This window comes from Pseudomonas farris (assembly GCF_019145235.1).
Taxonomy (GTDB): Bacteria; Pseudomonadota; Gammaproteobacteria; order Pseudomonadales; family Pseudomonadaceae; genus Aquipseudomonas; species Aquipseudomonas farris.
The window spans coordinates 57,104-81,569 of the sequence record NZ_JAHSTV010000015.1 but is presented as its reverse complement, the minus strand read 5'-3'; the positions used below and the strand labels follow the sequence as shown (position 1 = coordinate 81,569).

The following is a 24,466-nucleotide window of genomic DNA, read 5'->3' as shown; positions in this document are numbered from 1 at the left end:
TTTGGTGATCCGGGAGCTGGCACGTATGATGCTTCACAAACTTCCGCAGATTAGAAGCCTATGTCTCTGATAGTTCTACTGCTTCTGCCTTTTATTGGCAGCTGTCTGGCAGCCTTGCTGCCGCACAACGCGCGTAACACCGAATCGCTGTTGGCTGGCCTGGTTGCTCTTATCGGCACCATCCAGGTCGCCCTCTTGTACCCGCAAATCGCCCATGGCGGCGTGATCCGCGAAGAATTCTTCTGGTTACCGAGCCTTGGCCTGAACTTCGTTCTGCGCATGGACGGTTTCGCCTGGCTGTTCTCGATGCTGGTGCTGGGCATCGGCACGCTGGTTTCGCTATACGCCCGCTACTACATGTCGCCGGACGATCCGGTGCCACGCTTCTTCGCGTTTTTCCTGGCGTTCATGGGCGCCATGCTGGGGTTGGTGATCTCCGGCAACCTGATCCAGATTGTGTTCTTCTGGGAGCTGACCAGCCTCTTTTCATTCCTGTTGATCGGCTACTGGCACCACCGCGCCGATGCGCGACGTGGCGCCTACATGGCGTTGATGGTCACCGGTGCCGGCGGCTTATGTTTGCTGGCGGGGGTCATGCTGCTCGGCCATGTGGTCGGCAGCTATGACCTGGACAAGGTCCTGGCCGCCGGCGATCTGATTCGCGCACATGCCCTCTACCCTATTCTGCTTCCCCTGATCCTGATCGGCGCCCTGAGCAAAAGTGCGCAATTCCCCTTCCACTTCTGGCTGCCCCACGCCATGGCGGCGCCGACACCGGTTTCGGCGTATCTGCACTCGGCGACCATGGTCAAGGCCGGGGTCTTCCTGCTCGCACGCCTGTGGCCGTCGCTGTCCGGCAGTGAAGAATGGTTCTACATCGTCAGCGGGGCCGGCGCCTGTACGCTGTTGCTCGGTGCTTACTGCGCGATGTTTCAGAACGACCTCAAGGGCTTGCTGGCCTACTCGACCATCAGCCATCTGGGCCTGATCACTTTGCTGCTGGGGCTGAACAGTCCTCTGGCCGCCGTGGCCGCGGTGTTCCATATTCTCAACCATGCCACGTTCAAGGCCTCGCTGTTCATGGCCGCCGGGATCATCGACCACGAAAGCGGCACCCGGGACATTCGCAAACTCAGCGGTCTGATCAAACTGATCCCGTTCACCGCCACCCTGGCCATGGTCGCCAGCGCGTCGATGGCTGGCGTGCCGTTGCTCAACGGTTTCCTGTCGAAAGAGATGTTCTTCGCCGAAACCGTGTTTATCAACGCGACGGCCTGGATCGAGATGACCCTGCCCATCGTCGCGACCATCGCCGGGACGTTCAGCGTGGCCTACTCCCTGCGCTTCACCGTCGACGTATTCTTTGGCCCGACCGCCACCGACCTGCCGCACACCCCGCACGAACCGCCACGCTGGATGCGCGCGCCGGTGGAGTTGCTGGTGTTCACCTGTCTGGTGGTGGGGATCTTCCCGGCGCAAGTGGTCGGCCCGTTGCTCACGGCGGCGGCATTGCCGGTGGTGGGCGGGACGCTGCCCGAGTACAGCCTGGCGATCTGGCACGGCTGGAACGCGCCGATGATCATGAGCCTGATCGCCCTGTCCGGCGGCATCATCCTCTATCTGCTGCTGCGCAAGCAGCTCAAGCGCGGGCGTTTCACGCACCCGCCGGTGATCAGCCACTTCAACGGCAAGCGCCTGTTCGAGCGCGGCCTGGTGATCATGATGCGCCTGGCCCGTCGCCTGGAGCGGCGGATTAGCACTCGGCGCCTGCAAACCCAACTGTTTTTGGTGGTACTCGCCGCAGTGCTCGCCGGATTGATCCCGATGCTGCACAGCAGCTTGAGCTGGGGCGACCGGCCGAAAATTCCGGGCTCGATCGTGTTCGTGACCCTCTGGCTGCTGGCGATTGCCTGTGCCCTTGGCGCGGCATGGCAAGCCAAGTATCACCGGCTCGCAGCCCTGACCATGGTCAGCGTCTGCGGCCTGATGACCTGCGTGACCTTCGTCTGGTTCTCGGCGCCGGATCTGGCGCTGACGCAATTGGCTGTGGAAGTGGTGACCACGGTGTTGATCCTCCTCGGCCTGCGCTGGCTGCCACGACGGATCGAAGAGGTCTCACCATTGCCGAGCAGTCTGCGCAAGGCCCGCATCCGCCGCATCCGCGACTTGGCGCTGTCGATCGCGGTCGGTGGCGGCATGGCGCTGCTGTCCTACGCCATGCTGACCCGCCAGACGCCCAACGACATTTCCTCGTTCTACCTCAGTCGCGCCCTGCCCGAAGGCGGCGGCAGCAACGTGGTCAACGTGATGCTGGTGGACTTCCGTGGCTTCGACACCCTCGGCGAAATCACCGTGCTGGTGGCGGTGGCCCTGGCCGTGTTCGCCCTGTTGCGACGCTTCCGCCCACCGAAAGAAAGCCTGCAGCTGCCGGCGCAGCAACGTTTGCTCGCGCCGGATGTGGTTACCGATCTGGTCAACCCGCGTCACGCCAGCGACACCGCCCTCGGTTTCATGATGGTGCCGGCAGTGCTGGTCCGTCTGCTGCTGCCGATTGCGTTTGTGGTGTCGGTCTACCTGTTCATGCGCGGGCACAATCAACCCGGTGGCGGGTTCGTCGCCGGTCTGGTGATGTCGGTGGCGTTCATCCTGCAATACATGGTCGCCGGCACCCAGTGGGTCGAGGCGCAAATGAGCCTGCGACCGCTGCGCTGGATGGGCACCGGGCTGCTGGTCGCCACGGTCACCGGGCTCGGGGCGATGGCGGTTGGGTATCCATTCCTCACCACCCACACCTGGCATTTCACACTGCCGCTGCTGGGCGACATTCACATCGCCAGCGCGCTGTTCTTCGACATTGGCGTGTACGCCGTGGTGGTCGGCTCGACGCTGTTGATCCTCACCGCCCTCGCCCACCAATCGGTCCGTGGTCATAAAACCAGCGCGCAACCCAAGCCCATGGCCAAAGCGGCTGCCACGCAAGGAGCCATCTGATGGAAGAAGTCATCGCAATCGCCATCGGGGTGCTGGCCGCGTCCGGCGTGTGGCTGGTGCTGCGGCCACGGACATTCCAGGTGGTCATGGGCCTGTGCCTGCTGTCCTACGGCGTCAACCTGTTCATCTTCAGCATGGGCAGCCTGTTCATCGGCAAGGAGCCGAACATCAAGGACGGCGTGCCTCAGGATTTGCTGCACTACACCGACCCGTTGCCGCAAGCGTTGGTGCTGACCGCGATCGTCATCAGCTTCGCCATGACCGCGCTGTTCCTGGTGGTGCTGCTCGCCTCCCGGGGCCTGACCGGTACCGACCATGTGGATGGCCGGGAGCCTAAAGAATGAATTCGATGGCGCACCTGATCGCGGCACCGATTCTGCTACCGCTGCTGACCGCCGCGGTGATGCTGATGCTGGGCGAGAAACACCGTCCGTTAAAGGCCAAAATCAATCTGTTCTCCAGCCTGCTGGGGCTGGGCATTGCCGTGATGCTGCTGCAATGGACGCAAACCACCGGCGTGCCCGGTTCCATCGGCGTGTACCTGCCGGGCAACTGGCAGGTGCCGTTCGGTATTGTGCTGGTGGTCGATCGTCTGTCGGCGCTGATGCTGGTGCTGACCGGGATCATCGGCGTCAGCGCGTTGCTGTTCGCCATGGCCCGCTGGGACGGCGCCGGTTCGAGTTTCCACGCGCTGTTCCAGATTCAGTTGATGGGCCTGTACGGCGCCTTCCTGACGGCAGACCTGTTCAACCTGTTCGTGTTTTTCGAAGTGTTGCTGGCTGCCTCTTACGGGCTGATGCTGCACGGTTCGGGCCGGGCGCGGGTGTCGTCGGGGCTGCATTACATCTCGATCAACCTGCTGGCCTCGTCGCTGTTTTTGATTGGCGCGGCGCTGATCTACGGCGTTACTGGCACGCTGAACATGGCCGATCTGGCGCTGAAAATCCCGCTGGTGCCGGAAGCCGATCGCGGCTTGCTGCATGCCGGCGCGGCGATTCTGGCGGTGGCGTTCCTGGCCAAGGCCGGGATGTGGCCACTGAACTTCTGGCTGGTGCCGGCTTATTCCGCTGCAAGCGCGCCGGTGGCGGCGATGTTCGCGATCATGACCAAGGTCGGCGTCTATACCTTGCTGCGCTTGTGGACGCTGCTGTTCTCCGGGCAGGCCGGGGCATCCGCGTACTTCGGTGGCGACTGGCTGATCTACGGCGGCATGGCGACCATCGTCTGCGCCGCCGTGGCGATCCTCGCCGCACAACGCCTGGAACGCATGGCCAGCCTGAGCATTCTGGTATCGGCAGGCATTCTGTTGTCGGCCATCGGTTTCGCCCAGCCGAACCTGATCGGCGCGGCGCTGTTCTATCTGGTCAGCTCGACCCTGGCCTTGAGCGCACTGTTCCTGCTGGCCGAGTTGATCGAGCGCTCGCGTTCGGCCAACGAAATGCCACTGTTCGATGACGGCGAACTGCTTCCACGGCCCCTGGAATCTTTGCAGCCGCCCAAAGGCTTCAACCTCGATGACGACCGCAAAGCCGTGGTCGGACAGGTGATTCCCTGGACCATGGCTTTCCTCGGTTTGAGCTTCATCGCCTGCGCCCTGCTGATCATCGGCATGCCGCCGCTTTCAGGGTTTATCGGCAAACTCAGTCTGCTCAGCGCCCTACTCAATCCGTTGGGTCTGGGTAATGGCAGCGATGAACCGATATCGAATGGCGCGTGGGGTTTGCTCGTCCTGTTGATCCTGTCCGGGCTGGCCTCGCTGATCGCTTTCTCGCGTTTGGGCATCCAGCGTTTCTGGACCCCGCAAGAGCGGCCGTCGCCATTGCTGCGGCGCTTGGAATGCGTGCCGATTGTCATTCTGCTGGGGCTGGGCATTGCGCTGACGTTCAAGGCTGAACCGCTGCTGCGCTACACCCAAGCGGCGGCCGATGCATTGAACAACCCGCAGCAATACGTGATGGCGGTGCTCGAAACCCGTGTAATTCCAGGCCCGCAAGCCAAGACAGCGCTGCTGGAGGTGCAACCATGAAGCGTCTGTTTCCTGCACCGTGGCTGTCGCTGGCGTTGTGGCTGCTGTGGCTGGTGTTGAACCTGTCGATGAGCCCCGGCAATCTACTGCTGGGCGCCATGCTGGGGTTCTGCGCACCGTTGATGATGCGCAAGCTGCGGCCGCTGCCAATCCGCATTCGTCGTCCCGGGGTGATCCTGCGTTTGTTCTTGCTGGTCGGGCGCGACGTGATCGTGTCCAACCTCGCCGTGGCCTGGGGCGTACTCAACGCGGGCCGTCGTGCGCCCCGCTCGCGGTTCATCAAGGTGCCGCTGGATTTGCGCGATGCCAACGGCCTCGCGGCGCTGTCGATGATCTGCACGGTGGTGCCCGGCACGGTCTGGTCGGAACTGGCGCTGGATCGCAGCATTCTGTTGCTGCACGTCTTCGATCTGGATGACGAAAACCAATTCATCCAGCACTTCAAGACGACCTACGAGCGCCCCTTGATGGAGATCTTCGAATGAGCGCATTGCTGTCGAACGCGATCCTGCTGAGTCTGTTCATCTTTTCGGTGGCGATGATTCTGACCCTGATCCGCCTGTTCAAGGGCCCGTCGGCCCAGGACCGGGTTCTGGCGCTGGACTACCTGTACATCATCGCCATGCTGATGATGCTTACACTGGGCATTCGTTATGCCAGTGACACTTACTTCGAGGCGGCGCTGCTGATCGCCCTGTTCGGCTTCGTCGGCTCGTTTGCCCTGGCCAAATTCCTGCTGCGTGGCGAGGTGATCGAATGAGGCCTGAATTGTCTCTGTGGGTGGAAATTGCGGTGGCGATTCTGCTGGTGCTGAGCAGCTTGTTTACGCTGATCGGCGCGGTCGGGCTGCTGCGGATGAAGGATTATTTCCAGCGCATGCACCCTCCGGCGCTGGCCTCGACCTTGGGCGCGTGGTGCGTGGCATTGGCTTCGATCATTTACTTTTCGGCGCTCAAGTCGGCGCCGGTGCTGCATGCCTGGCTGATTCCGGTTCTATTGTCGATCACCGTGCCGGTGACCACGCTGCTGCTGGCCCGGGCGGCGCTGTTTCGCAAGCGCATGGCGGGGGATGATGTGCCGGCTGAGGTGAGTAGTCGGCGCACCGAAAGCGGAGGTTGAATCCGCAGTTTTGTATGGGTTGTAAGGGCCTCTTCGCGAGCAAGCCCGCTCCCACATTGGATCTGTGTCGTACACATCACGTGTGTTCACTGAACATCTAATGTGGGAGCGGGCTTGCTCGCGAAGGCGATAGCCCGGTCGCCCTCAAATCCAGGCCACTGCCAACAATCCTGCTCCCAACACCACACACAACGGCGAATACGCCCAGGTATCCAGCCGGGCAAACCTCGAGCCCTTCTCCTGCTTGAAGAACCCCACCAAATTCGAGTCGCCGATCGCCCGGGCGAACATCAGCATCGCAATCGCGCTGATCACCCATTGTAACGACCAGTGATGCACCGTGGGCAGATACAGCCCGACCCGCAGGCACACCAGCATCGCGATCAGCAGTAAACCCACCGCCACCAGCAACGTGGCAAAGCCCGACGGCTTGAATGCGGGCCTTGATGCCTCACCGCCCTCCCCGGGCACTCGCGGCACCGCCGCCTCGCTGCCCCACTTGCCACCTGCCGCCCAGTACAGATGCACCAGGCTGATGAATAGAAAGATTGCCGCAATCCATTGCGCGACCAAAAGGCTCATATTCAGAGATCCAGCGTGAAATGTCGCAGCAGGATGAACTTCCTTGCGCGTTTTTGTAAGGGCATTTGCTATCGAACGGTAGCTCGGCTGCAAACGCGGTTAAAAGGCGCCCGGGATTTATGTCACCCGGGGTGTTCATGAATCAGTTTATTTCAGGGCGGCAGACACCTTGTCTGCCACATCCTTCGGCACCCAGGCCTGCCACACGTCCGGGTGCGCCTTCATGAACGCCTCCGCCGCTTGACGTGGCGGGGTGTGTTTTTCACTCATGTCAGCCAGGGCCTTGTTCAACGCTTCGATCGGCAAATCGACCTTGCTGAAGAACTCGGTAATCTGCGGGTATTGTTTCTGGAATGGCGTGGACACGCCGATGGATAGCTTCGAGGGCAGCGAGCGAGTCGGTTTCGGATTAGGGTTGTCGGCGTCGGTCAGGGTTTTCCAGGCTTCGGCATCGAACGGTGGCTCTTGCAGCTGAATCAGCTTGAAACGGCCGAGCAACGGCGTCGGGGACCAGTAGTAGAACAGGACTGGCTTGCCGCGACGAATCGACGAACTGATCTCTGCGTCAAGTGCTGCCCCCGAACCACTGCGAAAGTTCACGTAACTGTCGTCCAGCCCATACGCCTTGAGCTTTTGCTTGTTGACCACTTCCGATGTCCAACCGATCGGGCTGTTGAGAAAACGCCCCTTGCCCGGAGTTTCCGGGTCTTTGAACACGTCTTTGTAGCGTGGCAGATCACTGATACTGCGCAGATCCGGCGCCATCGGCTTGATGCCCTTGGCCGGGTCGCCCTTGATCACGTACTCCGGCACCCACCAGCCCTCGGTGGCACCTTTGACCGTATCGCCCAGGGCCGCGACTTTGCCCTCGGCCTCAGCCTTGACCCAGACCGGGCTGCGACCGGCCCATTCTTCGCCAATGACCTGGATGTCATTGTTGGCTAGTGCGGTCTCCAGGGTAATGGTCGTCCCCGGCAAGGTGTCGGTCGGCAAGCCATAGCCCTTCTCGACGATGATCCGCAGGATATCGGTGATCAGGCTGCCACTTTCCCAGTTCAGGTCGGCGAAGTGGATCGGCGCCTGGGCAGCGAACACCGGAACGGGTGAAGCCAATAAACCGAACGTGGCCAGGGTAGCGGCCAGTAACCGTCGAAATCCCTTCATGCTTTTGCACCTCGTGCTGTTCACAGCAAATAGCAGGATGGCCTGACAAAGAAGACCGCAAGCCTCTGAATACTCAGTCATCTGACTGTAGTTGAGGTTCCTGCTTTCGAGGGGCGAGGATTAATTTTCGGAAGGTTCCTGCAAGCGTGCAAGCTCTCTTCTGACCATGCTGGCGTACGCCGCCGGACGCAAAAGGTAGATCTGTGACGCCACCCAACTCAGCCAGGTTCCCTGTAGAACGGCCTTTTGAGCCAACAGCCGCTGCGCCTCGGCGTGGGCACTGGCCTGGTTCTGTTCGTGGAAGTCGGCGCGGGTCAGGGTCATTACTCGCTGGCCTTGAAGGTCACCAGTTCGCCCTTGCGCCACTTGGCGGCCTTGGCAGTCACGGCTTTCAGGGTTTTGGTCAGGCCTTCCTGCAATTGTTGGTGGGCGGCGAACACCATCACCACGCTATGACCTTCCTTGAACACAATGCCGTGGCCGTCTGCGGTGGTCACGAACGCGTAATCCCCCAGCCCGTACACCGTCAGTTTGATTTCGCGGAACTTGATGTCCAGCTTGCCGCCTTCGCGGCTGGGCAATACGGAAGCGCTGAAATGATCGCCGACCTTGAGTTTAAGCCCTGGTTTGTCATCCACCACCAGCGCTGACTCGGTGTCGAGCTCGGCAATGTAAATGCCTTCAGCGTTCTGTTCGGTGATGTAGACGAAACGTGACTGAAACTGTTTAACCAGCTTTGCGCGCAAATCACCCAGTACGAACAAAGCATGCATATCGAGATTACTTACTGCCAAGGAAACATCCCCACATCTGAAAATGACGCCATGCACCGGAAATGCGCACAGCAGAAAAAAGCGGCAATGCCGAGGTGTAGCCAAATGACCCGGGTCGAATCCTGGAATGAGCAGAGGGCCCATTCATCGCGAGGTTTGAGAAGATTACTGGAACATCCCTCACGTCGTCTTGCCTGGCGGTCGTCAGATGTTGAAGGAAAACGCCCTTCTGACGGCCAGATAAAACCGGATTACCAACTTTAGGGAAAAATCTCTTTAAAAAAAGCACTTTTCCGACATATCGCCAGTAAAAAATTGCTTTAGATGGGCATCAATCGCCAACCATTGATGGCGATTCTAGAGCAGCCATGCTCACCGAGACTACCCATAACAACGTACACACGTCGGTAAAACCACGAAAAGGACTTCATATGTGCACACTGACTCACTTTGCCCAGCCTCACACACGGCACACAAACGGCTCGTCACCTCTGTATTCGATGGTGCTTTGCCAGCAAGACTTCCTGCCCGAAGAGCGTCTACTCCCACGTTTTCAGGTGGTATTGGCCGGCAACGCCTTTTTCCACATCAGGGAAATATCCACCGGACGTGTAAGAGGTTTCCGCGGCAATCATAACGATGCCTGCGCCCTTGCCCGTTCACTCGAGGCAAGCAGCTAAGACACCTGCCGCATTCACTTCTATAGACGTTTCGTCACACCGGCGACTTAACTCAGCCGCCGGCAGGCAACTACTGCCATACTGCCCGACCAATGAAACCCGTCCCCAGGGCGGACGGCGTTCAACACAACAACTATTTCCAAGGGAAGACTGCTACGTGACGGAATTTGATATCGGTGAATTTTTTATCCGGGGCGAAGCCAGAGAGGTCGAAGGCGAATTCCAGGCCGTCATTATCATGCGCGCCAAACCGCCGTTGACCACTGTGACGTATCACCAGGTCGAAAAGGATCGCTGGTTCAAGACCGCGGATGTCGCGACCGTCGCCGCCCAGGAAGCCGCGAAAGCCCTGAAGCTTGCCGTCGATGAAGGGGCATTGAAAGCCTGATCATCGGATTTGCAGTCTATGCTGATCCCTGCTTTTGAATATCGCTATCGAACTCCTGAAGCGCGGCTCTCTCAGATGCCTCTCAGATGCAACGAAGCCGCACCTCGGATCTCGCACTCGACGCGACGGATTATCTGCAAGGAGATGAAGATGGACTCACCCACACATGATTTGAAAGGCTTGTTCGACCAGCTCGGTCTGGACTCCAGCGAGAAGGCCATCGACGATTTCATCGCCCGTCATTCACCTTTGGCCGATGACAAGAAACTCATCGACGCCGAGTTCTGGACCCCGCAACAAGCCGGCTTCCTCAAAGAACAACTGCGTGAAGACGCCGATTGGGCGCATGTGGTCGACGACCTGAACCTGCGCATGCACCAGATCCACTAGCCTGGGTTCAATGCAGGCTGTCGGGCATTTCGGCACTCAATTGCGCCAACCAGGCAGCCCTGCACGCTTCCTCTCAGCGAGGACTTTCCGGCTTGTAACCCAGGCGCAAACCACCCCAATGCCGGCCCTTGAGCATGATCGGCACCGAGAGGTCGTGCATCAGTTCACCGGTGTCGCGGGTGTAAGTCTGCAACAGCACGGCCTGCTGATGGCTGCCACAGCGGATCCCGGTGCGGTCGGCGAATTTGCGCTTGGTGCGGTTTTGCAGGGTATCGACCTGCACATCACCGGTCAGCGGTTTGCTGAACACGGTGTTGTGGGTCGGCACATAACCCTGCTGCGTGCAGGCGATGGCGAATACCAGACCTTCATGGCGCGGCAACAACGGTTCCTGAATCGCCGGCAATACCTGATCGGTGTAGCGGTCGAAGCGGGTCTGGTATTTGGCCGGGCTGGTGTTGGGGATCGCCTGATAATTGCGATCAAACAGGTCATCGAGGCTGATCCGGCTCTGATCGATATCCGCTTCGAAGCGTGCCGCAATCTGACTCGCCCCTTCGCGGGCCAGGTCGTAAATTCGCTGGTGATAGTCATCCAGTCCGACTTCGGCCAGACGTTCGCTGATGGTTTCGGCCTGCCCTTCCATTTGCACCGCTGCCTGGGCGAGCCGCTGAGTCTGCTGGTCGCTGATCGCCAGATCGCTGCGCATCTGTTCGATGGCATGGAACAGACTGTCGAGTTGCTCGCGGTTGGTGTCTGCGCCCTGAGCGATTTCCCCGACCTGCCTTTCGACGCCGGCGGCCAGGCGCGCGATGTTTTCCAGGTGCTGTCCGGTATGCTCGACTTGCGCGACGCCAGTATTCAGATCACTCGCCAGTTGACGAATCTGTTCCACCACTTGCGCCGTGCGTTGTTGAATGTCGGCAACCATCTCCCCGACTTCACCGGTCGCCGTCGCCGTGCGCGCGGCCAGCCCTCGTACCTCATCGGCCACCACCGCAAAGCCGCGACCGTGCTCGCCGGCCCGCGCCGCTTCAATGGCCGCGTTCAACGCCAACAAATTGGTCTGGCTGGCGATGGACTGGATTACCAGCGTTACCCGTTGGATATCGTCGCTGCGCAGGCTCAGGGCTTCGATCAGCTCACGGCTGCTGCTGGCGCGCTGACTGAGTTGATGCATGCGCGCAATGGACTCGACCAGTTCCGTGCGCCCTGCCGCGCTGCTCTGATGGGCTTCACTGGCTGCGTTCAAGGCTTCTCGACTGAGTTTCGATGTAGCGTGTTCGGTGGTGATCATCACTTCGGCGCTGCTGACAATCTGCGCCGCGGCGTTGAGCTGCGATTGCAGTTTGTCCGCCAGTTGCTTGACCGAATAGGCCACGCCGGCGGCCGACAACGCGTTATGACTGGTGGTGTAGGAAAGATCGCGAGTCAATTCGGCGATGGCGCTGGAACTGTCCGCAGGGGTTGCATCAGGGAGAGTGCGCGAGCGCAGGCGCGGCAGCCAGATAATCAGCACGGCCAATGGCAGGCCAAGGTAAAGCGACCAGCCAGCCAATGCCATGCCGCACAGCAACAGCATCAGGGCGATGCTTTGCAGGGTCGGCGTCAGCCAAAGGTTTTTCGGCAAAAGTACTGGTGCAGGCATTGCCTCAACCAGAGATCCGTCCCTCGTCATCTTCGTCACCCCACGCGTCTTCTAGTTGTTGTGATCGCATTAAACGCCACTACAACGCCATTATCTATGGTCCGTTAGTAGTGGGGGGTTGAAGCAGATCAATAGAAGTGAGTGAGATTTTTCGGGCGACAAAAAGCTTCGCGGGCAAGCCTCGCTCCTACAGACATCCGTAGGAGCGAGGCTTGCCCGCGATGGGGGCGCTACTGAATCAGGCCTGACGCTGGTGCTTGTCGATCTGCTCGTGACGCTCTTGAGCTTCGATGCAGTACTTGGTGGTCGGGCTGATCAGCAGGCGTTTCAGGCCGATGGCCTCGCCGCTGTCGTCGCACCAGCCAAAGCTGTCTTCCTTGATGCGTTCCAGGGCCTGTTCCAACTGAGGCAGCATGCGCTGGTCGCGATCGATCGCGTTCACCAGCCAGGTGCGCTCTTCTTCGACGGAAGCCGCGTCAGCCGGATCGGCCGGGGTGTCCAGGCTCTCGATGGCGATGCGATTCTGCTCGATGCGCTCATGGGTTTCGACTTTCATGTTCTGCAACAGCTCGGAGAAAAAAGCATGTTGCTCGGCATTCATGTAGTCATCCGCCGGCATGGCCAGCAACTTGTCCTTTGTCATTGATATCTCTATAAAAAAACGTGCATTAAGGCGAATTAGGGAGCGATCCGTTGAACCTGAAGCGGTCATTGGAAAGGCGCCGTTTATTCCAAGCGCCACCCGGCACTCAATTTACGAGGGGCGGCAGTCTAAGGCCGACTTGAGGCCTCAGCAACTGAAAAGACAGCAAATCTGTCCGACAAAGCCCTGAAAGTGCGCTACGGCAGGCTTTGAGCCGCTTATCGGAGTGCGTTTATAGCAAGAAATTCAGTCGAGCGGCTGTATATAGAAGACAAACGGCTGCGCCACGCGGGTCAGGCGTGGCGCATTTTCGCGTTTAGTCCGGCTTCAGCGCTTGAGTTTGCGCTTGTTGCGGTATTGGTCGATGACCACCGCTACCACAATAATCAGCCCCTTGATGATGTCTTGAATATAAGCATCAACACCGACAAAGGTAAAGCCGCTGGCCATGACCCCGAGGATCAACGCACCAATCACGGTGCCGGTGATCCGCCCTACGCCACCGGCCAGGCTGGTGCCACCGATGACCGCCGCGGCAATCGCGTCCAGCTCATAAGACATGCCCATCCCCGCCTGCCCGGTCGCGGCCCGCGCCGACGCCACCACCCCGGCCAGGCCTGCAAGCAACCCGGCGATGCTGTAGACGATCACCAGATGCCGCTTGACGTTGATCCCGGAGGTGCGCGCCGCCTGCATGTTGCCGCCGATGGCGTAGGTGTACTTGCCGTACTTGGTGTAGCGCAGGGCGATGTGAAAGATCACCGCCACCACCAGGAAGATGATCACCGGCATCGCGCCGTGTCCGATGGCCGTGTAGGAATCCGAGAGCATGCTCACCGGCTGACCTTCGGTGTAGTAGCGTGCCAGGCCGCGGGCCGAGACCATCATGCCGAGGGTGGCAATGAACGGCGGAATCCCGGTGATCGCAATGATGCTGCCGTTGATCGCCCCCGCCAGCAATCCCACCCCAAGCCCGACGATCACTGGAATCCACACCGGCAAGTCAGTCAGGGACGGAAACACCGCCCGGGTAAAGTCCGAGGTCTGCGCCAGGCTGGCGGCAATCATCGCCGACAACGCCAGCACCGAACCAGAGGACAGATCGATACCGGTGGTGATGATGACCTGGGTCACCCCGATCGCCAGCAGGCCGATGATCGACACTTGCAGGATCATCAGCACCAGACGCTGGGAGTTCATCAGGAAGCTCTGGTCCCGCACGATCCAGCCGAACATTTCGAAGACCAGGCCGATGCCAATCAGCACCAGGAAGATACTCAACTCGGTCGGAAGGCGCCGGCGACTCTTGACCGGTGCCACTGCAGGCTTGTTTTCCAGTATCGCGTTCATAACCACTCACCCTTCTATTACGTCGCGACGGCAGCCATGGCCACCGCCAGCATCCATTAGTGAACCGCGGACATGCCCGAGGCCAGTTGCATTACCCGTTCCTGGGTCGCTTCGCTGCGGTCGAGGGTGCCCATCAGGTCGCCCTCGTGCATGACCATGACCCGGTCGCTCATGCCCAGCACTTCCGGCAGTTCCGAGGAAATCATGATCACCGCCATGCCTTCGCTGGCGAGGTAGGAAATAAGCCGGTAGATCTCGGCCTTGGCGCCCACATCGATGCCCCGGGTCGGCTCGTCGAGAATCAGGATGCGCGGATTGGTCATCAACCAGCGCGCCAGCAAGGCCTTCTGCTGATTACCGCCGGACAGCGTGTCGATGCACTGCTCCAGCGACGGCGTTTTCACCCGCAGCTTCTTGCACATGTCTTCACACAACGCCCGCAGGGCTTTCTGCTGGATGAAGCCGTTGCCGACGTAATGGGGCAAGACTGCCATTTCCATGTTCTCCAGCACCGACAGGCACGGGAACAGGCCGCTGAGCTTGCGATCTTCGGTCAACAGCGCGAAGCCCTTCTCGATCGCCATGTGCGGATCGCTGATGCGCACCACCTCGCCGTCGAGGCGGATTTCGCCACCGTCGCTTGGGGTGATGCCAAAAATAGCTTCGGCGACATTGGTCCGCCCCGAGCCCATCAACCCGGCGATGCCAAGAATCTCACCGGCATGCAGGTCGAAGGAGACGCCTTTGAAAATGCCGTCCAGCTTGAGGTCGCGTACCGACAGCAACAGATCGCCGATCGGCTTCTCGCGCACCGGGAACAACTGGCTCAGCTCGCGGCCGACCATCATTGAAATCAGGCTGTCGCCGTCCATGCTGTCGGCCCGTTGCAGGCCGATGTAGGCGCCATCACGGAACACCGCCACTTCATCGGCGATGCTGAACACTTCGTTCATTTTGTGGGTGATGTAGATGATGCCTTTGCCCTGGCTCTTGAGGTCGGCAATGATCGAGAACAGATGCGCGACTTCCTTATCGGTGATGGCCGAGGTTGGCTCGTCCATGATCAGGACGTCGGAGTCATAGGACACAGCCTTGGCGATCTCGACCATCTGCCGTTCGGCGATGCTCAGGTTGCCCACCTGCTCTTCCGGGTCGAGGTTGATCCGCAGACGTTCCAGCAGTTTGGCGGTGCAACGGTGCATCTCGCGATGGTCGATCATGTGCAGGCCGTTGAGCTGCTCGCGGCCGATCCAGATGTTCTCGGCGATGCTCATGTGCGGCATCAGGTTGAGTTCCTGGTGGATCATCGCGATCCCGGCCTGGAGCGCAGCCAGTGGTGTTTCAAAGACCACCGGCTTGCCCCGCAGGCGCAACTCGCCGGCGTCCGGCTGGTAGATGCCGGCAATGATTTTCATCAGGGTGGATTTGCCGGCGCCGTTCTCGCCCATCAGTGCCAGCACAGAACCGGGACGCACCCGAAGCTGCACGTCGGACAAGGCCACCACACCGGGAAAACCCTTGCTGACGTTGATGATCTCCAGCAGGTACGGCTCATCGACAGGTGTTGCAGTTGGCTGGACACCCATTAACGGGGTGCTCGAAGCAGTCGCTGAAGCGAACATGATCAGGTCCTCCATCAGCAAGGTCGCGTCGCAACCTTGCGTGCTTATTGTTGTTATCGAACGGACGGGCTATTTGAAGGTGTCGACGTTTTGCAGCGTGATCAAGCGATACGGCACCCACACGGCCGACTCGACCGGTTCGTTCTTGGCCATTTTCACCGCCGTGTCGATCGATCCGTCCGCCTGCCCCTTGGCATCCTGGAACACCGAGACCAGCAGAGAGCCCTTCTTCACCGCGTTCAAACCGTCGGGCGTACCGTCGACACCGGCGATCAGCACACTGCCTTTGGCGACGCCAGCCTGTTGCAGGGCCATTGCCGCGCCAATCGCCATCTCGTCGTTGTTAGAGACGACCGCGTCGAATTTGCGGCCCTGGGTCAGCCAGTCGTTGACCAGGGTCATGCCCTTGTCCCGCGACCAGATGCCGGACTGTTCTTGCTCGATCTTGATGTTCGGGTACTTGGTCAGCACCTCTTTTACGCCCTTGGTGCGGTTGGTGGTGGAGTTGTTGGCCAAATCACCAAGCAGAATCACGATGTCGCCCTTGCCGCCCATTTTTTCGGCCAGGTACTGCATCTGCATCTGGCCGGCCTCCAGATCGTTGGAGGCGACAGTGACCACGCCTTTGGGCAGGTTCAGGTCATCGGGACGACGATTGACGTACACCAGCGGAATACCGGCCTTGACTGCTGCTTCAGTGATTTTTTTGGTGGCGGCGGTATCCACCGGGTTGACCACAATGGCGTCGACCTTCTGACTGATGAAGCTTTCTACCTGGCTCAGCTGCCTGACCACGTCGCTGCGGGCGTCTTCGAACTGCAGCTTGACGCCATCGGGATAGGACTTGGCCTTGGTGTCCATGGATTCACGCAGGTAGGTCAGCCAGGTGTCATCGAACTGCGACATGCTGACGCCAATCTTCATGTCAGCGAGTGCGGCGCCGCTGGCGAACATCAGGGACAAGGCCAGTGAGGCGAAACGGATCTTGGTCTTCATGAAAAGTCTTTCTCCACATTCTTGTTGGTTTTATGGATAAGGCGTGACGATTTCAGTGAGTGGGCAAGCGGACAATCGGTGCCCCCGGAATACAGCAGACCAGGGCGCCGTTGCGTTCGACGCAAAGCAAGCGAAAGAAGGAATGGAACGAGACGCGAGGCAGGTCGCGAGAGAGGTGCAGCGAGGAACGTAAAGCATGCAGAGCAGAGTTGAAGGTTTTCATCGACGGTACCTGGCTTTTGTTTCTTGTTTTTGGTGCGTCCTTCACTCGTTCAAGGCCTGCTTGAGCGTGATCGGACGTTGATAGTCGGCAACCTGGAAATGACTTTATTGGAAAATAATTTCTATATCAACTCATTTTAGAATTTTATTCTGATTTTATTCCATGACTCTCGAACGGGCTCAGTGCTACCACTTGATGCCGCTCGAAACTTAGCCGCGCAGCGTCTAGTACGCGGGTGGTCGCCAGTGCATCACGGGCGTCGACCGGCAGTGGGCCACCGCTCTGTAACGCGGTTTGTAGCTGTAGATAGAATTGATTCCAGCAGCCACGCTCGGACGGCACCCGCTCACGCACCTCGCCCTGCTCAAACCAGCCCCAACGCCGATGCTCTTCAACACCCCAGCGTTCGCCTTCGGATTTCGGTGTGAGCCCGGCAAGGGTCGACGCCTCCTGCCCATCCAGACCGTCGACGCTGTAGCAGCCTTGGGTGCCGGTCACGCGAAAGCGCGGGCCGGGGGTGTTTTGCAGGCAACTGCCGCCCAGGTGCGAGATCACGCCGTTGGCATGGGTCAGGGATATAAAGAAGCCGTTGTCGAAGGGCTGCCCTTTTTCGAGGTAATCCAGTTCGGCGTAAACCCGGGTGACGGGGCCGAACAATAAGAGCGCCTGATCCACCAGATGGCTGCCCAGATCGCGCAGGAAACCGCCGCCGCTGCCGTTGTTCACCGACTGCGGCGAATAGCGCTCGATCCGCGATTCGAAACGGGTGACCTGCCCCAGCGCACCGGACTCGATGAGTTTGCGCACGGTGAGAAAGTCCGAATCCCAACGCCGGTTCTGGTAGACGCTCAGTTGCACGCCCTGGCGCTCGGCCATGGTGATCAGGGTTTGCGCCTGTTGCGCATCAGCAGCGAACGGCTTGTCGCTGACCACCGCCACCTCGTGTTCGATGGCATCGAGCACCAGCGCCGGGCGACCTTTGAGCGGTGTGGAAATCACCAACACATCGACCCCGGCTTCGACCAGTTGGCCGATGCTGTCGAAGGCCGGCACACCGGGATGTTCCGCCGCCAGCATTTGTCGGCGCTCGGCAGAACGGGTGACCACGCCCACGAAAGTCGCCGCCGGCAAACTGCTGATCAGCGGAGCATGGAAAAACCGGCCGCCATGGCCGTAACCGACAAGTCCGATACGCATGAAAACATTCTCCTTATAGTTAGTTACCGGATGTACACGGACCTTGTGGGAGCGGGCTTGCTCGCGAAAGCGGTGTGTCAGGCGACATCAATGTTGAATGTGCCACCGTCTTCGCGAGCAAGCCCGCTCCCACAAGGTTTTGTGTATGCCGCGGTTATTGGCAGAGTTCGCGGGTCACGCGTTCGAGCATCATGCGGTTGGACTCGTCCGGCCGGTCTTCCCAGGCGAATACCGAGACGGTCGCGATCCCATCGAACTTGATCTCGCGCAACGTGCTGAAAAACGCTTCCCAGTCGACCTCGCCCTGGCCGATGTCCAGATGCTGGTGCACGGTGGCGGTGACGCCCGGCGGGTTGACGATGTAGCGCAAGCCCGAGGATGCCTTGTGGTTGTAGGTGTCGGCGATGATCAGGTGGCTCAGCTTTGAGCCGGCGTACTTGAGCATCGAGGCGATATCACCGACACCGTCGTCATAGAAAAATGTGTGCGGCGCGGCGTAGAGGTAGTTGATCCAGTCACGGTCCAGTCCGCGAATGATGTCCACGGACTCGTTATTGCGCTCGCAGAAATCATAAGGGTGGGCCTGGATGTCGAGCTTGATGCCTTCGCGTTCGAACTCGGGGATTAGCTCGTCCATGGAGCGCATGAACTGGTTTTCGCACACCAGCGGGTTGTCCGACTGGCCGGTGAACTCGGTGTTGACCAGCTCGCAGTCCATCTCCACGGCAATCTGGATCGCGCGCTTCCAGTTACGCACGGCGGCCACACGCAAACCTTCATCGGCGGCGGCCCAGTGGTACATCGGTAATAAGGAAGAGAGTTTGACCCCGGTGTCGCTCAGGGCTTTGCGAAACTCCTTGATCCGCGCCTTGTCGACCCGCGGGGCTTTATAGAACGGCAGGAAATCTTCCCGGGGCGACAGCTCGATGTGTTCGTAACCGAGCTCGGCAACCTTGTCGACCATCTTGCCCAGGGACAGGTTGCGGTACATGTAGGGGTCTAGTGCGATGCGCATTTTTTTGTTCTCCTTAACCAGGGTCTGAACCCAGACACCAACCCTGTGTGAGCGGGCTTGCTCGCGAAAGCGGTCTTTCAGTCGACAAGGATGTTGTCTGACACTCCGCCTTCGCGAGCAAGCCCGCTCCCACATTGGATTTGTAGTTAGCCGTAGAAGCGGGGGCGGTCTGGCAGGCTGACTTTGACGATCTGGCCGCTGTTCTGCGCCTCGACGCATGCATCCGCAGCCACGGCGGCCGCGAAACCATCCCACGCCGACGGCCCGCCCACCTTCCCGGCCCGTACGCCATCGATGAACGCCTGCAACTCGACGTCATACGCGGCGATGAAGCGGTCCTTCCAGTCCATCAGAATCGCATTGGACAGCTTCGCCCCGCTGCGCAATTGAACCTGCGACGGTTCCGGCAGTTTGGCGATGCCGGTCTCCCCCACCACTTCGCACTGGATGTCGTAGCCGTACTGGCAGTTGACGAACACTTCCACATCGATGCGCGTGCCCTTGGCGGTTTCCAGCAGCACGATCTGCGGGTCTTTCAAATGGGCGTGGGCCTTGCTGGTCTTGCGCGGGAACACCACTTGCACCGACACATAATCGTCGTCGAGCAACCAGCGCAACACGTCCAGTTCATGGATCAGCGTGTCGGTGATCGCCATGTCGGTCTTGTAGTTTTCGCCCACGGTCGGGTTGCGGTGGGCGCAATGCAGCATCAACGGTTCGCCGATCTGGCCGCTGTCGATCACGGCTTTCAACGCCCGATACCCTTCATCGTACGGACGCATGAAACCGACCTGCACCAGCCGTTTGCCGTGGGCCACTTCGGCCTCGACGATCTTGCGGCAGCCTTCGGCGGTGACCGCCAGCGGCTTCTCGCAAAACACCGGTTTGCCGGCGGCAATCGCCGCCAGCACAAATTCTTCGTGGCTCGGGCCCCAGGAGGTCACGAGGATCGCGTCGACTTCCGGTGCCTTGATCAGCGCATGACCGTCAGGATAGACCTCGGCAGTCAGTTTCAGATCGGAAACGACCTTGGCCGCTTGCTGCAAATTGATGTCGGTAACCGCGACGACCTGGCTATTGAGCAAGGTCTGGCTGCAACGACGGATGTGATCCTGGCCGATGGCCCCGGTGCCGATAACGCCGATCCGCAACGAATTGGAAAGCAAAGACATATAAACACTCCTGTGGGTTCGTTCAGGGCAATCAGTATTGACGGGCCTTGGCCAGTCGTTCGTTGAGGGTCTTGGCCACCGCGTCGGTGCGGACGCTGGTGGAGACTTGCGCCACGCCGACCCGCCACCACGACAGGTATTTGTGAATCATCGTCTTGGGCAAAACCTTGATATCGATCAGCGTCGACACCGTCTGCAGCCGCGCGTCCGCCAATGCAGCTTGCAACTCTTCAACGGTGTTCACTTTGTAAGTCTTGCAGCCATAAGCCGCCGCGCTCATGGCGAAGTCCACCGGCACGAAGCCGCCATCGAGCTTGCCGGTTTCCGGGTTACGGAAACGGAACTCGGTGCCGAAACTGTCCATGCCGTGTTCCATTTGCAGGTTGTTGATGCAACCGAAGGTCATGTTGTCCAGCAGCACCACGTTGATCTTGCGTCGCTCCTGGATCGAGGTTGCCAGTTCCGAGTGCAGCATCATGTAGGAGCCGTCGCCCACCAGTGCGTAGACCTCGCGCTCAGGCTCGGCGAGCTTCACGCCCAGTGCGGCGTTCACCTCGTAACCCATGCAGGAATAACCGTACTCGACGTGGTAAGTGTTCACGCCCTTGCTGCGCCAGCTGCGCTGCAAGTCACCGGGCAAACTGCCGGCGGCGGCGACGATCACGGCGTCATCGGCCAGGGTTTCATTGAGCACACCGAGCACCCGGCTCTGGGTCAGGCAGGAACCGGTCAGCTCGATGAATTCGCGGAGCACCGCCGGGTCCATGTGGTCGTTGATTTCCGGGACGAAATCCTTCGCCTGGTATTCAACCTGATAGATGCGATCCACTTCCTCATCCAGCTGCGCCTTGGCTTGGCGGGTTTGATCGCCCCAGCTGGAGCGATAGTCGCCCAACAGATCGGCCAAGGCGTTCAAACCGGTTTTGGCGTCCGCCAGCAGCTGCACGCCATCGAGTTTCAGTGCATCGCAGGGGCTGATATTGAGGTTGAGAAATTGCACCTCCGGGTGCTTGAACAAGGACTTCGACGCGGTGGTGAAATCGCTGTAGCGAGTGCCGACACCGATAATCAAATCAGCATCCTTGGCCAACAGATTCGCCGCCAGGCAACCGGTTTCGCCGATCCCGCCGACGTTCAGCGGATGGCTGGACACCACCGCGCTTTTGCCGGCCTGGGTTTCGGCGAAGGGAATATCGAAGCGCTCGGCAAACGCCTGTAACGCTGCATTGGCGCCCGAGTATTTGACCCCACCGCCGCAGATGATCAGCGGCTTGCGCTTGTCTTTGAACAGGGCCACAGCATCACCGAGCATCGCTTCGGTGGCCGGGCGGCGCTCGATGCGGTGCACGCGTTTTTGCAGGAAGTAATCGGGATAGTCGTAAGCCTCGGCCTGCACGTCTTGCGGCAAGGCCAGGGTCACCGCACCGGTTTCGGCGGGGTCGGTGAGCACGCGCATGGCGTGGATCGCCGCGGTCATCAGTTGCTCGGGACGATTGATCCGGTCCCAGTATTTGCTCACGGCCTTGAACGCATCGTTGGTGCTGATGCTCAGGTCGTGGAACTGCTCGATCTGTTGCAGCACCGGGTCCGGTTGGCGGCACGCATACACGTCGCCGGGCAACAGCAGCAAGGGAATACGGTTGGCGGTGGCCGTCGCGGCAGCGGTCAGCATGTTCGCCGCACCCGGGCCCACCGATGAAGAGCAGGCGTAGATCTTGCGCCGCAAGTGTTGCTTCGCGAAACCGATGGCGGCGTGGGCCATGCCTTGCTCGTTGCGGCCCTGATGGACGATCAGGTCGCCGCTGTCCTGCTCGAGGGCTTGCCCCAGACCCAGCACATTACCGTGGCCGAAAATGGTAAAGATCCCGGCGACGAATTTGCTCTGAACCCCATCGACCTCGATGTACTGGTTATCGAGGAATTTCACCAGGGCCTGGGCCATGGTCAGTCTTGTTGTGGTCATGCTTGCACCTTTTTGTGAATGCAAATCCGATCAATGTGGGAGCGGCGGTGCGGCGATCCGACTTGCTCGCGAAGACGGCGGCACATTCAACATTGAAGCCGCCTGACACACCGCTTTCGCGAGCAAGCCCGCTCCCACAGTTGATCTCCATCAGTTCAAAAGCAGTGTCAGGCCAGGGATTTCTGCAGGTGTTCCATGCTCGCGCCAATCGCCGTCTGGATATCCGCCAGGCCATGGACGCTGTCGGCGAACGGTTCGAACGACAGGTAGCCGCTGTAGCCGGTAGCGAGCAAGGTTTCGATCTGCACCGCGTTGCCGAGGATGTCGCCCTCGCCCACCAGCACCCGATGGCCGTCGCGGATGGTCGCCAGCGGTGCCTCGGCATCTTCGACGCCGGAGATGTGCACCAGCCCGGTCAGCTCGGGGAAGAATTCATGTTCGCTGGCCAGGTGATGGTGAAAGGTGTCATGCACCAGACGGAACACATCCAGCCCACCGATGGCCTTGATCGCGTCGACCGCGGTGCGTTTGCGCCGCAGCGAGCATTCTTCGAAACCCAGCGGCTCGATGAAACCAAGGATGCCGTGATCCCGCAGGATCGGCGCCAGTTCACTCAACGCCGTGCGCAGCCCGGAAGCACGCTGCGCTTCGGTTCGTGGATCGGCGCGGTCGTTCAACGGGCACATCACCAAACCCTGCGCGCCACAATCACGGGCATAAGCGGCGAGCTTCAGGGCGTGTGCACGGCGCTCGTCATTCCAGACATCGAACGGATACAGCGCGTTGATCGACAGCACGGTGATGCCTTTGGCCGCGCACAACTCACGCACGTGTTCGGGCGCGGTACCGTCCTCGATCTCGACGCCCTTGAGGTCGTTGCGGATCTCGATGGCGTCGGCCTTGAGCGTCACCGCCAACTCGATGAACGCGGGCAGGGACAAACGTGGGGCGACCATACGGTTCAGGGCGAAACGCAGGGGTTTGCTCATTTTTTGTTGTTCTCCGCACAAGTGAATTATTTGGCTGTCGGCATGCTGAATTCAGGGCCCTTGGCGATGCTGTCGGGCCAGCGCTGCATCACGCTTTTATAGCGGCTGTAGAAGCGGATGCCTTCTTCGCCGTACGCGTGATGATCACCGAACAACGAGCGCTTCCAGCCGCCAAACGAATGCCAGGCCATCGGTACCGGGATCGGTACGTTGATGCCAACCATGCCGACCTTGATGTTGCGGGCAAACGAGCGGGCGATGCCGCCGTCGCTGGTGAAACACGACACGCCGTTGCCGAACTCATGGGCGTTGATCAGCGCCACGGCGCTGGCGAAATCCGGCACGCGCACGATGCCCAGCACCGGGCCGAAGATCTCTTGCTGGTAGATGCTCATCTCGGTCGTGACGTTATCGAACAGCGTCGCGCCGACGAAGAAACCGTTCTCGGCGCCCGGCACCTTGAAGTTGCGCCCGTCGACAATCAGCTGCGCGCCCTGGGCCACGCCTTCGCCGATAAAGCCCTCGACCTTGGCTTTGTGCTCGGCGGTCACCAGCGGCCCCATGTCGCTGTCGCCCTGCATGCCATTGCCGACTTTCAGTTGATCGATGCGCGGCAGCAGTTTGGCAATCAACTGGTCGCCGACATCACCAACCGCCACGGCAATCGAAATCGCCATGCAGCGCTCACCGGCCGAGCCGTAAGCGGCGCCGATCAATGCATCTGCCGCTTGATCCAGATCGGCATCGGGCATGACGATCATGTGGTTCTTCGCCCCGCCCAGCGCCTGTACGCGTTTGCCGCGCGAAGTCGCTTGCTGGTGGATGTACTCGGCAATCGGCGTCGAACCGACAAAGGAAATCGCCTCGATGTCCGGGTGTTGCAGCAAGGCGTCGACCGCGGTCTTGTCACCCTGAACCACGTTGAACACACCGTCCGGCAACCCGGCTTCGGTCAATAATTTCGCCATCAGCAAACTGGCCGACGGGTCGCGCTCGGACGGTTTGAGGATGAAGCAGTTACCGGTGACCAGCGCGATCGGGATCATCCACAGCGGCACCATCACCGGGAAGTTGAACGGGGTTACGCCGGCACAAACGCCCAACGGCTGGCGCAGGTTCCAGTTGTCAATGCCACCGCCAATGTTGTCGCTGAACTCGGTTTTCAGCAGGTTCGGCGCACCGCAGGCGTACTCGACAATTTCGATGCCGCGCGTCACTTCGCCCTTGGCGTCCGAGAACACCTTGCCGTGTTCGCGGCTGATGATTTCCGCCAGTTCGTTGTGATGGCGGTCGAGCAGTTCCTTGAACTTGAACATCACCCGCGAACGGCGCAGGGACGATTGCTCGGACCACGCCGGGAACGCCTTCAAAGCCGAGGCGACGGCTTCATCTATGGTCTTCTGACTGGCCAGCCCGACTCGCGCCTGAACGCTGCCGGTGGCCGGGTTGAAGACATTGCTGAACCGCTCGCTGCCGCTGTCCTGCACCTGACCGTCGATGTAATGACCTATTACCGGGGCGTCACTCATTGTTCT

24 protein-coding genes are annotated in these 24,466 nt (G+C 60.0%); 9 read left to right on the top strand and 15 right to left on the bottom strand.

Annotated features, from left to right (window positions below):
* Nucleotides 1-60: 60 nt before the first annotated feature.
* Genes KVG95_RS26525 through KVG95_RS26500 form a run of 6 tightly spaced genes read left to right on the top strand, consistent with a single transcriptional unit; the run spans nucleotide 61 to nucleotide 6,136 of the window.
* Entirely contained in the window at nucleotides 61-2,991 is a 2,931-nt protein-coding gene (locus KVG95_RS26525) for a monovalent cation/H+ antiporter subunit A (protein WP_217858496.1), read from the top strand.
* Nucleotides 2,991-3,335 (top strand): Na+/H+ antiporter subunit C, encoded by a 345-nt coding sequence (locus KVG95_RS26520; protein ID WP_008029186.1) that lies wholly within the window; start codon nucleotides 2,991-2,993, stop codon nucleotides 3,333-3,335. The genes KVG95_RS26525 and KVG95_RS26520 overlap by 1 nt, the downstream gene beginning before the upstream one ends.
* On the top strand, nucleotides 3,332-5,017 hold the full coding sequence (locus tag KVG95_RS26515; RefSeq protein WP_217858495.1) for a monovalent cation/H+ antiporter subunit D: 1,686 nt from the start codon (nucleotides 3,332-3,334) through the stop codon (nucleotides 5,015-5,017). Before KVG95_RS26520 ends, KVG95_RS26515 begins: the two co-directional genes overlap by 4 nt.
* Nucleotides 5,014-5,502, top strand: a complete 489-nt coding sequence (locus tag KVG95_RS26510; RefSeq protein ID WP_123722258.1) for a Na+/H+ antiporter subunit E — start codon at nucleotides 5,014-5,016, stop codon at nucleotides 5,500-5,502. Before KVG95_RS26515 ends, KVG95_RS26510 begins: the two co-directional genes overlap by 4 nt.
* Nucleotides 5,499-5,777 (top strand): K+/H+ antiporter subunit F, encoded by a 279-nt coding sequence (locus KVG95_RS26505; protein WP_038982602.1) that lies wholly within the window; start codon nucleotides 5,499-5,501, stop codon nucleotides 5,775-5,777. The genes KVG95_RS26510 and KVG95_RS26505 overlap by 4 nt, the downstream gene beginning before the upstream one ends.
* Complete coding sequence (locus KVG95_RS26500) at nucleotides 5,774-6,136, top strand: Na+/H+ antiporter subunit G (RefSeq protein ID WP_217858494.1); 363 nt, start codon at nucleotides 5,774-5,776, stop codon at nucleotides 6,134-6,136. The genes KVG95_RS26505 and KVG95_RS26500 overlap by 4 nt, the downstream gene beginning before the upstream one ends.
* A gap of 144 nt (nucleotides 6,137-6,280) precedes the next feature.
* On the opposite strand, the gene KVG95_RS26495 is transcribed toward KVG95_RS26500, so the two are convergent.
* The 4 genes from KVG95_RS26495 to KVG95_RS26480 form a co-directional block, all read right to left on the bottom strand.
* Nucleotides 6,281-6,718, bottom strand: a complete 438-nt coding sequence (locus tag KVG95_RS26495; RefSeq protein ID WP_217858493.1) for a DUF3995 domain-containing protein — start codon at nucleotides 6,716-6,718, stop codon at nucleotides 6,281-6,283.
* A gap of 147 nt (nucleotides 6,719-6,865) precedes the next feature.
* On the bottom strand, nucleotides 6,866-7,882 hold the full coding sequence (locus KVG95_RS26490) for an ABC transporter substrate-binding protein (RefSeq protein WP_052966878.1): 1,017 nt from the start codon (nucleotides 7,880-7,882) through the stop codon (nucleotides 6,866-6,868).
* A gap of 120 nt (nucleotides 7,883-8,002) precedes the next feature.
* Nucleotides 8,003-8,206 (bottom strand): hypothetical protein, encoded by a 204-nt coding sequence (locus KVG95_RS26485; RefSeq protein WP_030130591.1) that lies wholly within the window; start codon nucleotides 8,204-8,206, stop codon nucleotides 8,003-8,005.
* Nucleotides 8,206-8,676 (bottom strand): hypothetical protein, encoded by a 471-nt coding sequence (locus KVG95_RS26480; protein ID WP_007907879.1) that lies wholly within the window; start codon nucleotides 8,674-8,676, stop codon nucleotides 8,206-8,208. The genes KVG95_RS26485 and KVG95_RS26480 overlap by 1 nt, the downstream gene beginning before the upstream one ends.
* Before the next feature lie 410 nt (nucleotides 8,677-9,086).
* Between KVG95_RS26480 and KVG95_RS29930 the strand changes: the two genes are divergently transcribed.
* The 3 genes from KVG95_RS29930 to KVG95_RS26470 all read left to right on the top strand — a co-directional run bounded on the left by KVG95_RS29930 (nucleotide 9,087) and on the right by KVG95_RS26470 (nucleotide 10,113).
* On the top strand, nucleotides 9,087-9,335 hold the full coding sequence (locus KVG95_RS29930; protein ID WP_225923322.1) for a hypothetical protein: 249 nt from the start codon (nucleotides 9,087-9,089) through the stop codon (nucleotides 9,333-9,335).
* A gap of 157 nt (nucleotides 9,336-9,492) precedes the next feature.
* On the top strand, nucleotides 9,493-9,723 hold the full coding sequence (locus KVG95_RS26475) for a hypothetical protein (RefSeq protein ID WP_052966877.1): 231 nt from the start codon (nucleotides 9,493-9,495) through the stop codon (nucleotides 9,721-9,723).
* A 150-nt stretch (nucleotides 9,724-9,873) separates the two neighbouring features.
* A complete protein-coding gene (locus KVG95_RS26470; RefSeq protein ID WP_007907886.1) occupies nucleotides 9,874-10,113 on the top strand; it encodes a DUF2789 domain-containing protein in 240 nt (79 codons plus the stop codon).
* A gap of 73 nt (nucleotides 10,114-10,186) precedes the next feature.
* Here the strand turns inward: KVG95_RS26470 and KVG95_RS26465 are convergent, their stop codons facing one another.
* From KVG95_RS26465 to KVG95_RS26415, 11 genes are all read right to left on the bottom strand, one after another.
* On the bottom strand, nucleotides 10,187-11,410 hold the full coding sequence (locus KVG95_RS26465) for a methyl-accepting chemotaxis protein (protein ID WP_437180807.1): 1,224 nt from the start codon (nucleotides 11,408-11,410) through the stop codon (nucleotides 10,187-10,189).
* A gap of 589 nt (nucleotides 11,411-11,999) precedes the next feature.
* The gene (locus KVG95_RS26460; protein ID WP_007907888.1) at nucleotides 12,000-12,404 is read right to left on the bottom strand and encodes a TraR/DksA family transcriptional regulator; all 405 of its coding nucleotides are present in this window, start codon (nucleotides 12,402-12,404) and stop codon (nucleotides 12,000-12,002) included.
* Nucleotides 12,405-12,731: 327 nt separating this feature from the next.
* Nucleotides 12,732-13,754: an ABC transporter permease gene (locus tag KVG95_RS26455; RefSeq protein WP_217858491.1), complete on the bottom strand. Its 1,023-nt coding sequence runs from the start codon at nucleotides 13,752-13,754 to the stop codon at nucleotides 12,732-12,734.
* Between the two features lie 56 nt (nucleotides 13,755-13,810).
* Nucleotides 13,811-15,376, bottom strand: a complete 1,566-nt coding sequence (locus KVG95_RS26450) for a sugar ABC transporter ATP-binding protein (protein ID WP_217858490.1) — start codon at nucleotides 15,374-15,376, stop codon at nucleotides 13,811-13,813.
* 69 nt (nucleotides 15,377-15,445) lie between these two features.
* Nucleotides 15,446-16,372: a sugar ABC transporter substrate-binding protein gene (locus KVG95_RS26445; protein WP_048397052.1), complete on the bottom strand. Its 927-nt coding sequence runs from the start codon at nucleotides 16,370-16,372 to the stop codon at nucleotides 15,446-15,448.
* Nucleotides 16,373-16,739: 367 nt separating this feature from the next.
* Nucleotides 16,740-17,792, bottom strand: a complete 1,053-nt coding sequence (locus KVG95_RS26440; protein ID WP_217858489.1) for a Gfo/Idh/MocA family protein — start codon at nucleotides 17,790-17,792, stop codon at nucleotides 16,740-16,742.
* A 154-nt stretch (nucleotides 17,793-17,946) separates the two neighbouring features.
* Nucleotides 17,947-18,807, bottom strand: coding sequence for a sugar phosphate isomerase/epimerase family protein (locus KVG95_RS26435; RefSeq protein ID WP_063343275.1), 861 nt, complete (start codon nucleotides 18,805-18,807; stop codon nucleotides 17,947-17,949).
* 146 nt (nucleotides 18,808-18,953) lie between these two features.
* Nucleotides 18,954-19,979, bottom strand: a complete 1,026-nt coding sequence (iolG, locus tag KVG95_RS26430; protein WP_217858488.1) for a bifunctional inositol 2-dehydrogenase/D-chiro-inositol 1-dehydrogenase — start codon at nucleotides 19,977-19,979, stop codon at nucleotides 18,954-18,956.
* A gap of 31 nt (nucleotides 19,980-20,010) precedes the next feature.
* Nucleotides 20,011-21,942 carry a 3D-(3,5/4)-trihydroxycyclohexane-1,2-dione acylhydrolase (decyclizing) gene (gene iolD / locus KVG95_RS26425; protein ID WP_217858487.1) on the bottom strand — a complete coding sequence of 644 codons (1,932 nt, stop codon included), beginning with the start codon at nucleotides 21,940-21,942 and terminating at the stop codon, nucleotides 20,011-20,013.
* A 167-nt stretch (nucleotides 21,943-22,109) separates the two neighbouring features.
* Nucleotides 22,110-22,931 (bottom strand): TIM barrel protein, encoded by an 822-nt coding sequence (locus KVG95_RS26420; protein ID WP_217858486.1) that lies wholly within the window; start codon nucleotides 22,929-22,931, stop codon nucleotides 22,110-22,112.
* A gap of 26 nt (nucleotides 22,932-22,957) precedes the next feature.
* Complete coding sequence (locus KVG95_RS26415; protein WP_217858485.1) at nucleotides 22,958-24,460, bottom strand: CoA-acylating methylmalonate-semialdehyde dehydrogenase; 1,503 nt, start codon at nucleotides 24,458-24,460, stop codon at nucleotides 22,958-22,960.
* Nucleotides 24,461-24,466 lie beyond the last annotated feature (6 nt).

What these genes read in the sequence shown, in the direction of transcription:
- KVG95_RS26525 (WP_217858496.1), top strand. Translation starts at nt 61, where the DNA reads ATGTCTCTGATAGTTCTACTGCTTCTGCCTTTTATTGGCAGCTGTCTG.
- KVG95_RS26520 (WP_008029186.1), top strand. Translation starts at nt 2,991, where the DNA reads ATGGAAGAAGTCATCGCAATCGCCATCGGGGTGCTGGCCGCGTCCGGC.
- KVG95_RS26515 (WP_217858495.1), top strand. Translation starts at nt 3,332, where the DNA reads ATGAATTCGATGGCGCACCTGATCGCGGCACCGATTCTGCTACCGCTG.
- KVG95_RS26510 (WP_123722258.1), top strand. Translation starts at nt 5,014, where the DNA reads ATGAAGCGTCTGTTTCCTGCACCGTGGCTGTCGCTGGCGTTGTGGCTG.
- KVG95_RS26505 (WP_038982602.1), top strand. Translation starts at nt 5,499, where the DNA reads ATGAGCGCATTGCTGTCGAACGCGATCCTGCTGAGTCTGTTCATCTTT.
- KVG95_RS26500 (WP_217858494.1), top strand. Translation starts at nt 5,774, where the DNA reads ATGAGGCCTGAATTGTCTCTGTGGGTGGAAATTGCGGTGGCGATTCTG.
- KVG95_RS26495 (WP_217858493.1), bottom strand. Translation starts at nt 6,718, where the DNA reads ATGAGCCTTTTGGTCGCGCAATGGATTGCGGCAATCTTTCTATTCATC.
- KVG95_RS26490 (WP_052966878.1), bottom strand. Translation starts at nt 7,882, where the DNA reads ATGAAGGGATTTCGACGGTTACTGGCCGCTACCCTGGCCACGTTCGGT.
- KVG95_RS26485 (WP_030130591.1), bottom strand. Translation starts at nt 8,206, where the DNA reads ATGACCCTGACCCGCGCCGACTTCCACGAACAGAACCAGGCCAGTGCC.
- KVG95_RS29930 (WP_225923322.1), top strand. Translation starts at nt 9,087, where the DNA reads ATGTGCACACTGACTCACTTTGCCCAGCCTCACACACGGCACACAAAC.
- KVG95_RS26470 (WP_007907886.1), top strand. Translation starts at nt 9,874, where the DNA reads ATGGACTCACCCACACATGATTTGAAAGGCTTGTTCGACCAGCTCGGT.
- KVG95_RS26465 (WP_437180807.1), bottom strand. Translation starts at nt 11,410, where the DNA reads ATGATCACCACCGAACACGCTACATCGAAACTCAGTCGAGAAGCCTTG.
- KVG95_RS26460 (WP_007907888.1), bottom strand. Translation starts at nt 12,404, where the DNA reads ATGACAAAGGACAAGTTGCTGGCCATGCCGGCGGATGACTACATGAAT.
- KVG95_RS26455 (WP_217858491.1), bottom strand. Translation starts at nt 13,754, where the DNA reads ATGAACGCGATACTGGAAAACAAGCCTGCAGTGGCACCGGTCAAGAGT.
- KVG95_RS26450 (WP_217858490.1), bottom strand. Translation starts at nt 15,376, where the DNA reads ATGTTCGCTTCAGCGACTGCTTCGAGCACCCCGTTAATGGGTGTCCAG.
- KVG95_RS26445 (WP_048397052.1), bottom strand. Translation starts at nt 16,372, where the DNA reads ATGAAGACCAAGATCCGTTTCGCCTCACTGGCCTTGTCCCTGATGTTC.
- KVG95_RS26440 (WP_217858489.1), bottom strand. Translation starts at nt 17,792, where the DNA reads ATGCGTATCGGACTTGTCGGTTACGGCCATGGCGGCCGGTTTTTCCAT.
- KVG95_RS26435 (WP_063343275.1), bottom strand. Translation starts at nt 18,807, where the DNA reads ATGCGCATCGCACTAGACCCCTACATGTACCGCAACCTGTCCCTGGGC.
- iolG (WP_217858488.1), bottom strand. Translation starts at nt 19,979, where the DNA reads ATGTCTTTGCTTTCCAATTCGTTGCGGATCGGCGTTATCGGCACCGGG.
- iolD (WP_217858487.1), bottom strand. Translation starts at nt 21,942, where the DNA reads ATGACCACAACAAGACTGACCATGGCCCAGGCCCTGGTGAAATTCCTC.
- KVG95_RS26420 (WP_217858486.1), bottom strand. Translation starts at nt 22,931, where the DNA reads ATGAGCAAACCCCTGCGTTTCGCCCTGAACCGTATGGTCGCCCCACGT.
- KVG95_RS26415 (WP_217858485.1), bottom strand. Translation starts at nt 24,460, where the DNA reads ATGAGTGACGCCCCGGTAATAGGTCATTACATCGACGGTCAGGTGCAG.